Origin of the sequence: Psychrobacter nivimaris, from assembly GCF_904846365.1 — a bacterium.
Lineage (GTDB): Bacteria > Pseudomonadota > Gammaproteobacteria > Pseudomonadales > Moraxellaceae > Psychrobacter > Psychrobacter nivimaris_B.
Genome location: NZ_CAJHAL010000031.1, coordinates 25,233 through 38,899, shown reverse-complemented (window position 1 = coordinate 38,899; position 13,667 = coordinate 25,233). Strand labels below are relative to the sequence as shown.

Sequence of the window (13,667 nt, the reverse complement as noted above, 5' to 3'; positions counted from 1 at the left end):
CTTCGCTATTCGTGAAGGCGGCCGTACTGTAGGCGCTGGTGTTGTTGCTAACGTATTGAACTAATCCTTAAGTCTCAGCAATGAGCTTATGAATTAGTCATAAAAAAGGCCATCCTATCTAGGGTGGTCTTTTTTTATTGGAGAAAGTTGAAGCATGATCGAAAATAGAATTATGCCTAGCGTGTATTAATGAATTAGCTGTATGTGTGACAGATATAATTATTTGTTAGATAGCATATTGTAATCTACGGCATAGCTTGTTATATTATCGCTGCACTTAACGCTAGCAGTTATTTTAGATTGCGGCAGTGCAAAATCAGGTAAAATTAATAATTTTACCGTCAAGGGCTTGCATTCTATGCTAAATATTGTATAATGCTGTCCTTTACACCCATAGGCGATTGGCTCAATTGGTAGAGCATCGGTCTCCAAAACCGAGGGTTGTAGGTTCGAGTCCTACATCGCCTGCCATCTTCTTATCACATCTTTGTTGTACCCCACCATCTCCGAAGCGAGTTCTTTATGAGCAATGATCAAGATAACCTCGAGACTAAGTTATCTGATGCCAAGGCGGTTGCTGGTGGAATGCTGTCTAAAAATAAGCATGTTTCAGCTAGCGGTACTACTGCTGTTGAAGTGGCTAAGACTGGCTCAATAAAAGATTTGATTTTGTGGCTACTTGCCGCAGCTGTATTAATCGGTGCGACTCTAGTAAATCAATACTTACCAGGCTATTGGCAACCTGCCAACGACGTCTGGGTACGTATTGGTATTATTGTCGCACTTGTTGTATTTGCATTAGTCTGTTTGGCGTTAACGCATCAAGGCCGTGCTTTTAAAATATTATTAAAAGACGCTGCCGTTGAGCTTCGCCGAGTGACATGGCCAGGTAAAGACGAAACCTTTCAATATACATGGCAGGTGATTGTTGTGATTGCGATTGCTGGTTTCTTTATTTGGTTATTGGATAACTTTTTTAATTGGTTCGTTGGTATCTTTATCGGTTAATAGCACGTATTAGTGACTATTAGCGAGACATTTACTCATAACGACTTATTTATAATGATCAGGAGCGTGATATGCGTTGGTATATTGTCCAAGCGTTTTCAGGATATGAAAAACAAGTACAACGTTCATTAACTGATCGTATTAATCGTAGTGACTTTGCTGAGTCATTCGGTGATGTATTGGTTCCTACTGAAGAAGTCGTCGAAATGAAAGACGGCAAAAAACGTAAGAGTGAGCGTAAGTTCTTTCCTGGATATGTATTGATCCAAATGGAAATGAACGATAATACTTGGCACATCGTAAAAGACTGTCCTCGTATTATGGGCTTCATCGGCGGTACGCCTGAGATGCCTGCACCGATTACACAAGTAGAAGCTGATCGCATTTTAAACCGTTTGAACCAGACTGAAACTGACCCACGTCCTAAGACTCTATTTGAGCCAGGCGAAGAGTTGTTGGTTATCGACGGTCCATTTACTGACTTTAAAGGGTTGGTAGAAAAAGTGGATTATGAGAAGTCTAAACTACATCTAACGGTAAACGTATTTAATCGACCTACGCAGGTTGAGCTTGAATTTAGTAAAGTTGAAAAACTAGACTAAATTAGCAAAAAATTCATCAACCGGGGAGCTGTTAGTCAATTAGGTATATACCACGTTGATTTGGCGCTATTACCCATTTAGGAGAGTATCATGGCTAAGAAGATTGATGGTTACATCAAACTGCAAGTGCCTGCAGGCAAAGCAAATCCTTCACCACCTATTGGTCCAGCTTTGGGTCAAAAAGGCGTGAACATCATGGCGTTCTGTAAAGAATTTAACGCTGCGACCTCAGGCCAAGAGCCAGGTCTACCGATCCCAACTGAGATCACAGTATACAGCGACAAATCTTTTACCTTCATCATGAAGTCACCACCAGCTGCATACTTACTACGTAAGGCTGCTGGTATTGCTAAAGGTTCAGGTACACCGAACACTGCTAAAGTTGGTAAAGTTGACCGTGCACAACTAGAAGACATCGTTAAGACTAAGAATGCAGATTTAACTGCTGCTGATCTTGACGCTGCTGTTCGTACCATCGCTGGTACTGCACGTTCAATGGGTATTACCGTGGAGGGTGTATAATGTCTAAGCTAACCAAACGTCAAAAAGAAATTCAAAGCCGTATTGATAACGAAAAACAGTACACTATTGAAGAAGCGGTTCAAATCCTAAACGATTTGCCAGCGCTTAAATTCAAAGAGTCTATCGATATCGCAGTAAACTTGGGCGTTGACCCACGTAAATCTGATCAAGTAGTTCGTGGTGCAACCAACCTACCTGCTGGTACTGGTAAAACCAAACGCGTTGCTGTATTTGCTCAAGGCGCTGCTGCTGAAGCCGCTAAAGAAGCTGGTGCAGACATCGTTGGTTTTGAAGACCTAGCAGAACAAATCAAAGCCGGTAACATGGACTTTGATGTTGTTATCGCAGCTCCAGATGCAATGCGTGTTGTTGGTCAGTTAGGTACTATCCTAGGCCCACGTGGTCTAATGCCTAACCCTAAAGTTGGTACGGTAACGCCAAACGTTGCTGAAGCTGTGACTAATGCGAAAGCTGGTCAGGCTCAGTACCGTGTTGATAAAGCTGGTATCATCCATGCAACTATCGGCCAAGTTGGTTTCACTGCTGATCAAATCGAGCAAAACGCGCAAGCGATTCTTTCTGATCTGAAGCGTGCTAAGCCTGCTACTTCTAAAGGTACTTTTATTAAGAAAATTACCTTGTCTAGCACGATGGGTCCAGGTCTAACGATCGACGCTGTTCCTTATCGTACTGCTAAATAATTAAAGTTTTTATCTTCAAATATTTTGAATGATAAACACAAACAGTTTTTAAAGAATTAGGTCAGCGTAGTATTTGCTACGCTGTCTAAGACCGTAGGTAGAGAGTAGTTTAGAGTCATAGTTAGCGATCTTCGGATAGTTGCTTATGATAATAAGTCACTTTTGTTAATCGACGACAGATGAAAATCTTAGTTGTCCTACGCAGACGGTGGCCCACACAGTTTAAGACACGAGCGAATAGGGCGGTAAGGTTATTTATAACCTTCAAACTATTACTCAACGTCATTCTGATAACGGTGCCGTAATCAGTCGTTACCAGTAGATGCTTTTTTTATTAATTGAATCCACTGGTAATGTGTCGTATCAAGTCAGTCTTAGCTTACAGTTTGAGCGCATAAAAACCTTGTTTTTGGCACTTTTATTATAAGTCGATTGATAAGATTAAAGGAGTCAACTTATGGCATTAACGCTAGAACAAAAACAACAAGTTGTGGCTGAAGTGTCTGAAGTTGCTGCTAATGCTTACTCAGCAGTAGCTGCCGAATATCACGGTATTGGTGTTGCACAGCTTACTAAGCTGCGCGAACAAGCTCGTGATAAAGGTGTCGTTTTGAAAGTGGTAAAAAATACACTAGCAAAACGCGCTTTTGAAGGCACTAAGTTTGAGAGCATGTCAGACCGTATGACTGGTCCACTACTTTTGGCTTTCTCTATGGAAGATTTGGGATCTGCTGCTCGAGTCGTTTTCGACTTCAGCAAAGATAACAAAGCTTTAGAGACCAAATTAGTATCAGTCGGTGGTGAAGTTTATGGTCCAGAAGAGCTAGAGCGCGTATCGAAGCTACCAACTCGCGACGAAGCAATCTCTATCTTGATGGCTACTATGAATGCACCAGTGACCAAGCTTGTCCAGACTATGAACGCTGTTCCTGGCAAGTTCGTTCGCACTGTAGCGGCAATCAAAGACGCAAAAGAAGCTGCTTAATTGCTTGTTTTAACGTAACTTTAACATCGCTAATTTTGGTTGCACTTTATTGTCACATTAGGCAAGCAATCAAAGCGATATTAGAATCAATTAATTTTTATCAGATAACGGAGAGTTCTCATGGCACTATCTAAAGATGACGTGTTAAATGCAATCGCTGAAATGTCAGTAATGGATATCGTTGAGTTAATCAGCGACATGGAAGAAAAATTCGGCGTAACAGCTGCTGTTGCTGCTGCACCTGCTGCTGCTGGTCCTGCTGCTGCTGCTGCTGAAGAAAAAGACGAGTTTGACGTAGTTCTTGCCAGCTTTGGCGAGAAGAAAGTTGGCGTAATTAAAGCCGTACGTGAAGCTACTGGTCTTGGCCTAAAAGAAGCGAAAGATTTGGTTGAAAGCGCTCCAGCTCCAATCAAAGAAGGCGCATCTAAAGCTGAAGCTGAAGAGTTGAAAAAGAAACTTGAAGAAGCTGGTGCAACTGTTGAACTAAAATAAGTTTAACACTGTACGAAAAAAAGCTGGTAATGCCTTGCATTGCCAGCTTTTTTTTACTATAATTCGTAGCTTGACCTTTTGTGTCTGCCAACATACGTATGCAACATCACGGTGGATACCCATCAAAAGGACAGACGATATACATGCAAGCACACATGCCAGTTTTTGAAATCAGTTAATATGAGCTAAACGTCTGTAGATGTTTGGCATTTTTTTGTGTCTGCATGCTTTCCTATCAACACTATAGTTTATACTGATTCTAAAAGTTATAGTTACCCCGATTATTAATCCTGAAAAAAGCGGTATTCTTAAAAAAGCTGCTGATCATAAGTTGCCTACTTGGTGTGGCATGACTGTCGATATTCAGTCTTATAGACAGTTTGTATGTGTAGGGAACATAGTTCGGTAATAAGTAGTCTAGATGGCAGGTAGTATGGATGCAATCTTAATAGACATTATTTCCCAGCAATGTATTTGTAAATTAAGCCTGATAGGCAATGCGTTATAGATTATATAATATTGAATTTTTTGGTTGCAACAGTCATATAGACTGATTCACTTACCATGAATTTAGCAGGCAACGACGAAATTAAGTGAAGTGTGCTAGGTAAGCACTGAAGAGTAAAGTAGTAATTGACAGAAAAGACATGAACTGAACACGAAGACCCGTTTTATATTATCGTTTACGTCGCCACGTTTGCATCGTATTTATGCATACTGGCCACGCTTTTAATTTGTTTCCACGTTTACTGTAAGGACTCTCGATGGCATATTCTTATACTGAAAAAAAGCGTATTCGCAAAAGTTTTGCTGAATTGCCCACTGTAATGGACATTCCCTATTTACTGTCTATTCAAGTAGATTCTTACGAGCAATTTTTGCAAGAGCACAAAAAGCCGAAAGCTCGTGAGAATACTGGTTTGCAAGCTGCGTATTCCTCTATTTTCCCAATTGAGAGTCATTCTGGTAACGCAGAGCTACAATTTGTTGAGTACTATTTAGGCACGCCTGAATTTGATGAGCGTGAGTGTATCTTACGTGGTTCAACGTTTGCTGCGCCTATGCGTGTCAAAATCCGTTTGATCATCAAAGACAAAGACAGCAAAGACAAAGATAGCAAAGCTGCTATCAAAGATATCCGTGAGCAAAGCGTCTATATGGGTGAGATGCCTTTGATGACGGCTAACGGTACTTTTATTATCAATGGTACTGAGCGTGTTATCGTATCTCAGCTACATCGTTCACCTGGTGTGTTCTTTGATCATGATAAAGGTAAGTCGCATTCAAGTGGTAAAGTGCTTTATAACGCACGTATTATCCCTTACCGTGGTTCATGGTTAGACTTTGAATTTGATGCAAAAGATTTAGTATTTGCTCGTATTGACCGTCGCCGTAAACTACTTGCATCAATCATTCTACGTGCACTTGGTCTAACGACTTCTGAAATCCTAGATTTATTCTTCGATAAAGTCGCTGTTTATAAAGCTGAAGAGACGTTTGAAATTGATCTAGTTGCTGATCGTCTACGTGGCGAAATGGCGCAGTTTGATATCGTATCACCTGAAGGTGACGTTATTGTAGAGCAGGGCAAACGTATTAACGCACGCCGTATCCGTCAGCTTGAAGAAGCAGGTATGACGAAAATTGCTGTGCCTGATGAATACCTATATGAGCGTATTTTAGCTGAAGACATCGTTGTTAATGATGAAATCATCGCTAAAGCAAACACGCCAATCGACCACGAGTTATTGGTGAAATTGAACTCATTTGAAGCCAGTGGTGCCATCAAAGAGTTCAGCATTCTGTTCACTAACGATATCGACCAAGGTAGTTATATTGCCGATACGCTACGTGCTGATAGCACCTCAAGCCGTGAAGAAGCGTTGATCGAAATCTACAAAGTAATGCGTCCAGGTGAGCCACCAACGGTTGAAACTGCTGAGAAACTGTTTGAGAGCATGTTCTTCAACGCAGATCGTTATGACTTATCAAACGTCGGTCGTATGAAGTTCAACCGTCGTCTTGGTTTAGAATTTGACAACACTGATGATCCTGATATCCAGCGTGAACGCAGTGTATTGACCAACGATGATATCGTTAACGTTCTAAAAGAGCTTATCGAGATTCGTAACGGTCGCGGCGATGTCGATGATATTGACCATCTAGGTAACCGCCGTATTCGTTCAGTAGGCGAGATGGCAGAAAACCAATTCCGTGTTGGTCTAGTACGTGTTGAGCGTGCCGTAAAAGAGCGTTTAAGCTCAGCAGAATCGGACAACTTGTCACCACAAGATTTGATTAACTCTAAGCCAGTAGCGGCTGCGGTTAAAGAATTCTTTGGTTCAAGTCAGTTGTCACAGTTTATGGATCAGAACAACCCGTTGTCTGAAGTTACCCATAAGCGCCGTGTATCAGCGTTAGGACCTGGTGGTCTGACTCGTGAACGTGCAGGCTTTGAAGTACGTGACGTACATGATACGCATTATGGCCGTGTATGTCCTATTGAGACTCCTGAAGGTCCAAACATTGGTCTGATCAACTCACTAGCGACATTTGCTAAAACCAACAGCTTTGGCTTCTTAGAAACGCCATATCGCCGTGTGGTTGATGGTAAAGTGACTGACGTTATTGAGTATCTATCAGCAATCGAAGAAGTAGGCACTGTCATTGCACAGGCTGATTCTCCGATGACTGAAGATGGCGCGTTATCCGACGAGATGGTCAGTGTACGTAGCTATGGTGAATTTGTTCGTATGCCGCCAGAAAAAGTGACGCATATGGATGTATCACCAAGTCAGGTAGTATCGGTTGCAGCAGGTCTGATTCCGTTCCTAGAGCATGATGATGCTAACCGTGCCTTGATGGGCTCAAACATGCAGCGTCAGGCTGTTCCTACGCTACGTGCTGATAAGCCGTTAGTAGGTACGGGTATGGAGCGTCACGTTGCTCGTGACTCTGGTGTTTGTGTTATCGCTAAGCGTGGCGGTGTGATTGAAGATGTTGATGCATCACGTATCGTTGTTCGTGTAAACGAAGACGAGATGACTGCTGGTGAAGCGGGTATCGATATCTATAACTTGATCAAATACACGCGCTCTAACCAAAACACTTGTATCAACCAACGTATCATTGTTAACCAAGGTGACGAGATTGCTTTGGGTGATATCTTGGCTGATGGTCCTTCAACGGATCTTGGTGAGCTAGCACTAGGCCAGAACATCCGCATCGCATTTATGCCGTGGAATGGTTACAACTTCGAAGATTCAATCTTGTTATCTGAAAAAGTAGTTAAAGAAGATCGTTTCACTACTATTCATATCCAAGAATTGACTTGTGTGGCTCGTGATACCAAGCTAGGTACAGAAGAGATCACTGCTGATATTCCAAATGTTGGTGAAGCAGCATTATCAAGTCTTGATGAAGCAGGTATCGTCTATATCGGTGCTGAAGTTGACGCTGGTGATATCTTAGTTGGTAAAGTGACGCCAAAAGGCGAAACACAGCTAACGCCAGAAGAGAAACTACTACGGGCTATCTTTGGCGAAAAAGCGGCTGATGTGAAAGACACGTCACTACGCGTACCGACTTCAAGTAAAGGTACGGTTATTGATGTACAGGTCTTCACCCGTGATGGCGTTGAAAAAGATGCACGCGCAAGAGCGATTGAAAAATCGCAGCTTGATAGCTATCGCAAAGATTTGAAAGAAGAGCTACGTATCTTTGAAGAAGCAGCACGTGGCCGTATTGGTAATCTATTAGATGGCCAAAAAGTCAGCGGCGGTGCTGGTCTAAAAGCTGGTACGGTTATGGCATTGGCTGATATGAAAGATATGAGCCTTGAGACATTGCTTGATATTCAGCCAGTAGAAGAAGAAATCTCTGAGCGTCTAACGCAAATCGCTGATTACTTGGTTGATAAGCAAAAAGACATCGATGTGAAGTTTGCTGAGAAAAAACGCAAATTGACTGCTGGTGATGACTTACAGCATGGCGTACAAAAAATCGTTAAAGTATATCTAGCGGTTAAGCGTCGTATTCAGCCTGGTGATAAGATGGCTGGTCGTCATGGTAACAAAGGTGTTGTATCGCGCATCATGCCAGTTGAAGACATGCCTTATGATGAAAATGGTAATACCGTTGACATCGTATTGAACCCACTTGGTGTACCATCTCGTATGAACATCGGTCAGGTTCTAGAGACGCATTTAGGTATGGCAGCGAAAGGATTGGGCGAGAAGATTGACGGTATGCTCAAATCTCAAGCAGCGATCAAAGAGCTACGTGACTTCTTGGACAAAATCTATAACCAAGTAGGCGGTGAGCAAGTTGATCTTGATAGCTTGAGTGATGATGACATCATGGCGCTAGCAGACAACTTACGTGGCGGTGTACCGATGGGCACAGCAGTATTTGACGGCGCAAGAGAAAGCCAAGTTAAAGACTTGCTCGAGCTTGCTGGTATGGATCGCGATGGTCAGCAGACGTTATATGATGGTCGTACAGGTCAGAAATTTGACCGTAAAGTAACCGTTGGTTACATGTACATGCTCAAGCTTAACCATTTGGTTGATGACAAAATGCATGCGCGTTCAACCGGTTCTTATTCTCTAGTCACGCAGCAGCCACTCGGCGGTAAAGCTCAGTTTGGTGGTCAGCGCTTCGGTGAGATGGAAGTATGGGCACTAGAAGCATACGGCGCGACTTACACGTTGCAAGAAATGCTAACGGTGAAGTCGGATGACGTTGAAGGCCGTACTCGTATGTACAAAAACATCGTTGATGGTGAGCAGTATATGGATCCAGGCATGCCTGAGTCGTTCAACGTACTGACCAAAGAAATCAAATCACTGGGTATTAATATTGAGTTAAAACAAAGCAACTAGCCCGTTGTTTAACTTAGTTGTCCACTAAAGGCAGTCTGCTTTATTGCTGCTGCTTTTAGTGATTTGTCTCAACCCTATTCATTGCCTTCATTCATCTTATCTGCGTCAATGGTACGCTGTCAGATGATTATAAAGATAACGGAGAAGCAACTTGAAAGATTTACTCGATATCATGCAAAGCCCTACCGGCAACGGTAACCAAGAGTTTGATAGCATTCAAATTACTTTAGCCTCACCTGACGTTATTAAGTCATGGTCGCACGGCGAAGTAAAAAAGCCTGAAACCATCAACTATCGCACGTTTAAGCCTGAGCGTGATGGTCTCTTTTGTGCCAAAATCTTTGGCCCAGTAAAAGACTTTGAATGTCTATGTGGTAAATATAAGCGCCGTAAGTTCCAAGGCGTTATCTGTGAAAAATGTGGTGTTGAAGTTACCACTGCTAAAGTTCGTCGTGATCGCATGGGTCATATCGACCTAGCCAGTCCTGTGGCGCATATTTGGTTCTTAAAATCATTACCAAGCCGTATCGGTCTATTGCTAGACATGACGCTACGTGATATCGAGCGCGTTCTATATTTTGAAAGCTACATCGTTACTGAGCCTGGTCTAACTAGCTTAGAAAAGTACCAGTTGCTTGATGATGAAGATTATTACAAAGCGCTTGAAGAGTTTGGTGACGAATTCACAGCTAAGATGGGTGCTGAAGCAGTTCAAGACCTACTAAAAGACATCGATATCGATCTTGAAATTGATGAGCTACGTGAAGCGATTCCACAAACTGGTTCTGAGACTAAGCTTAAGAAGATGTCTAAGCGTCTCAAATTATTAGAAGCATTCCGTGATTCTAATAACAAGCCTGAGTGGATGGTAATGAACATCTTACCAGTATTACCACCAGATTTGCGTCCTCTAGTACCGCTAGAAGGCGGTCGTTTTGCGACGTCAGATCTAAACGATCTATATCGCCGCGTGATCAACCGTAACAACCGTCTTAAGCGTCTGCTTGAGCTAAGCGCCCCTGATATCATCGTACGTAACGAAAAGCGTATGTTGCAAGAGTCAGTAGATGCGTTGCTTGATAACGGTCGCCGCGGTCGTGCCATTACTGGTAGTAACAAGCGTCCATTAAAATCTTTGGCAGATATGATCAAAGGTAAGCAAGGTCGTTTCCGTCAGAACTTACTTGGTAAGCGTGTCGATTACTCTGGTCGTTCGGTTATCGTTGTAGGTCCAACACTACGTCTACATCAGTGTGGTCTACCTAAGAAAATGGCACTAGAATTGTTCAAGCCATTTACTTATAACAAACTATTGTCTCATGGTTTAGCGACTACAATTAAAGCTGCCAAAAAGATGGTAGAGCGTGAAGAGCCACAAGTGTGGGATATGTTGGCCATGGTTATCCGTGAGCATCCAGTACTTCTTAACCGTGCGCCAACACTTCACCGTTTGGGTCTACAGGCATTTGAGCCAGTATTGATCGAAGGTAAAGCAATCCAGTTGCATCCGCTTGTTTGTACTGCATTCAACGCCGATTTCGATGGTGACCAAATGGCCGTTCACGTGCCATTGACGCTAGAAGCGCAGCTTGAATCACGTGCCTTGATGATGTCTACCAACAACATCTTGTCACCTGCGAACGGTGATCCGATCATCGTACCATCTCAGGATGTTGTACTAGGTCTATATTACATCAGTCGCTCGTCTATCAATGCCAAAGGCGAGAGCATGATTTTTGCTACCGTTAATGAAGCATTGCGTGCAATTGGTTCAAACGATCTACATGTAAACGCCAAGATCAAAGTGCGTGTTACTGAGACGCAAATTGACGAAGAAGGTAACGAGACCAAAGAAATTAGTATCAAAGATACGGTTGCTGGTCGTCTACTTATCTGGAACATCATGCCTAAAGGTATGACGTTTGATGAGTGTAACCAAGAGATGACGAAGAAAAATATCTCTCGTTTGATCAACTCTTGCTACCGTAAAGTTGGCGTAAAAGAAAGTGTTATGTTTGCTGACCAATTGATGTATCTTGGTTTTGCTCAAGCAACACTATCTGGCGTGTCTATCGGTATCGACGACATGGTCATTCCACCACTTAAAAAGCAAATCATCGAAGTGGCAGAAGGTGAAGTTCGCGAAATCGAAGATCAGTTCGAGCAAGGTTTCGTAACTGCTGGTGAGCGCTATAACAAAGTAGTTGATATCTGGTCACGTACCAATGACAAAGTCGCTAAGGCGATGATGGACAACTTGGCAACAGATAAAGTTATCAACGCACAAGGTGAAGAAGACGAGCAGAAGTCATTCAACTCTATCTTCATCATGTCAGATTCTGGTGCTCGTGGTAGTGCGGCACAGATTCGTCAGTTGGCTGGTATGCGTGGTTTGATGGCTAAGCCGGATGGCTCAATCATTGAGACGCCGATTAAAGCTAACTTCCGTGAAGGTTTGACGGTACTACAGTACTTCATCTCAACTCACGGTGCACGTAAAGGTCTAGCGGATACGGCACTGAAAACGGCTAACTCGGGTTACCTAACTCGTCGTCTGGTTGATGTGGCACAAGATTTGGTTATCACTAGCGATGACTGTGGTACTGAAGAAGGCCTACTCATGAAGCCACATATTCAAGGTGGTGAAATCATTGAGAAGCTAGGTGAGCTAGTACTGGGTCGTGTGACTGCTCGTGACGTTACTTATAATGACGATGCTGATAAAGTATTGATTCCAGCTGGTACATTGATCGATGAGTACTGGGTTAACGTCCTTGATAACAACGCAATCGATGATATCTGGGTACGTTCAGTAATTACTTGTGATATCGAGCATGGCGTATGTTCACAGTGTTATGGTCGTGACCTTGCACGTGGTCATAAAGTGAATATCGGCGAATCAGTCGGTGTTATGGCAGCTCAGTCTATCGGTGAGCCAGGTACTCAGTTAACCATGCGTACGTTCCACGTAGGTGGGGCCGCGAGTTCAGCCTCTGTAGACAACAGCATCTCTGTACGTAATGCTGGTCAAGCGCACTTTGAGAACATGAAAACAGTACAGCATACCGATGGTCACTTAGTCATCGTATCGCGTTCAGCTGAAATCGCATTGACCGATGAGCTTGGCCGTGAGCGTGAGCGCTATAAAGTACCGTATGGTTCAAGCGTACTTGTAAAAGACGAAGAGCAAGTAGAAGGCGGTCAAACTATCGCTAAGTGGGATCCGCATACGCATCCAATCATCACAGAATTTGCTGGTACAGCACGCTTCAGTGACATCACTGATGGTATGACTGCAACAGTAAAAGTTGATGATGCGACTGGTATGAGCTCATTTGAGATTCTAGCTACTCGTGACCGTTCAAGCTCAGCAAAAGACTTACGTCCTGCGATTATCTTGAACACTGACGAAGGCAAAGAAGTGGTTTACTTCTTACCAGCTGAAACTATCATCCGCGTGAGCGATGGTGAGAAAGTGGCAGCAGGTTCGATTCTAGGCCGTGTACCACAAGCGTCTTCTGGTACGAAAGATATTACCGGTGGTCTACCACGTGTTGCTGACTTGTTCGAAGCACGTCGTCCAAAAGATCACGCCATCATGGCAGAAATGACTGGTGTGGTAAGCTTTGGTAAAGAGACTAAAGGTAAGAACCGCTTCATTATTACTAATGAAGATGGTGAAGTACATGAAGAGCTAATCCCTAAATGGCGTCAAATCAACGTCTTCGAAAACGAGACGGTAGCACGTGGTGAAGTGATCGCTGATGGTCCACAGAATCCACATGATATCTTGCGTTTGAAAGGTCAGACTGCACTTGCTGATTACATCGTCAACGAAGTACAGGACGTTTATCGCTTGCAGGGTGTAAAAATCAACGACAAGCACATCGAAGTTATCATTCGTCAGATGCTGCGTAAAGTTGAAATCACTGACGGCGGCGACTCAAGTCACTTCAAAGGTGATCAGGTCGAGTATGCAGATATCAAAGCATTGAATGCGAAGCTAGAAGCGGAAGATAAATTCCCAGTACAGTTTGAGCGTCAATTATTAGGTATCACCAAAGCAAGTCTAGCAACTGAAAGCTTTATCTCAGCGGCTTCTTTCCAGGAAACAACCCGTGTACTAACTGCGGCTGCTGTGACTGGTAAAGTAGATGAGCTACGTGGTTTGAAAGAAAACGTGGTTGTTGGTCGCTTGATCCCTGCAGGTACTGGTCTTGCTTATCATAAAGCACGCAAAGAAAAAGCAGATCAGAAGCTACAAGATAAAGATTTGAATGCAGCGTTTGATATGACTGCAAGCACTGATAGCAAAGATTTTGCAAGCTTCGACGAAGCATTTGCTCAAGAATTAAATCAAGATAATTAATCGTATTAAGTATTTTGATTCATTCTTAATTTGATAAAAAAGCCAGCCTAAGTTGCTGGCTTTTTTGTGCGTATAAAAAACTGAGAAAGGCATGGTGCTATCATC

At 43.0% G+C, this 13,667-nt stretch carries 8 protein-coding genes and 1 tRNA gene; all 9 read left to right on the top strand.

All coding sequences use genetic code 11. From position 1 onward, the window contains the following. Window positions 1-395 precede the first annotated feature (395 nt). Window positions 396-471, top strand: a tRNA-Trp gene (locus JMX63_RS12005). A gap of 51 nt (window positions 472-522) precedes the next feature. Continuing rightward, on the top strand, window positions 523-1,008 hold the full coding sequence (secE, locus tag JMX63_RS12000) for a preprotein translocase subunit SecE (RefSeq protein ID WP_057761731.1): 486 nt from the start codon (window positions 523-525) through the stop codon (window positions 1,006-1,008). Window positions 1,009-1,079: 71 nt separating this feature from the next. Continuing rightward, window positions 1,080-1,610, top strand: a complete 531-nt coding sequence (gene nusG / locus JMX63_RS11995) for a transcription termination/antitermination protein NusG (RefSeq protein WP_057761729.1) — start codon at window positions 1,080-1,082, stop codon at window positions 1,608-1,610. 90 nt (window positions 1,611-1,700) lie between these two features. Beyond that, the gene (gene rplK / locus JMX63_RS11990) at window positions 1,701-2,132 is read left to right on the top strand and encodes a 50S ribosomal protein L11 (protein WP_057761727.1); all 432 of its coding nucleotides are present in this window, start codon (window positions 1,701-1,703) and stop codon (window positions 2,130-2,132) included. Continuing rightward, window positions 2,132-2,833, top strand: coding sequence for a 50S ribosomal protein L1 (rplA, locus tag JMX63_RS11985; RefSeq protein WP_057761725.1), 702 nt, complete (start codon window positions 2,132-2,134; stop codon window positions 2,831-2,833). Before rplK ends, rplA begins: the two co-directional genes overlap by 1 nt. 457 nt (window positions 2,834-3,290) lie before the next feature. Beyond that, on the top strand, window positions 3,291-3,818 hold the full coding sequence (gene rplJ / locus JMX63_RS11980; protein WP_057761724.1) for a 50S ribosomal protein L10: 528 nt from the start codon (window positions 3,291-3,293) through the stop codon (window positions 3,816-3,818). Window positions 3,819-3,938: 120 nt separating this feature from the next. Then, window positions 3,939-4,310, top strand: a complete 372-nt coding sequence (gene rplL, locus JMX63_RS11975) for a 50S ribosomal protein L7/L12 (RefSeq protein WP_057761722.1) — start codon at window positions 3,939-3,941, stop codon at window positions 4,308-4,310. A gap of 764 nt (window positions 4,311-5,074) precedes the next feature. Further along, complete coding sequence (gene rpoB / locus JMX63_RS11970; RefSeq protein WP_201572590.1) at window positions 5,075-9,193, top strand: DNA-directed RNA polymerase subunit beta; 4,119 nt, start codon at window positions 5,075-5,077, stop codon at window positions 9,191-9,193. A 151-nt stretch (window positions 9,194-9,344) separates the two neighbouring features. Next, window positions 9,345-13,562, top strand: coding sequence for a DNA-directed RNA polymerase subunit beta' (gene rpoC, locus JMX63_RS11965; protein ID WP_102090387.1), 4,218 nt, complete (start codon window positions 9,345-9,347; stop codon window positions 13,560-13,562). The last annotated feature ends 105 nt before the right edge of the window (window positions 13,563-13,667 follow it).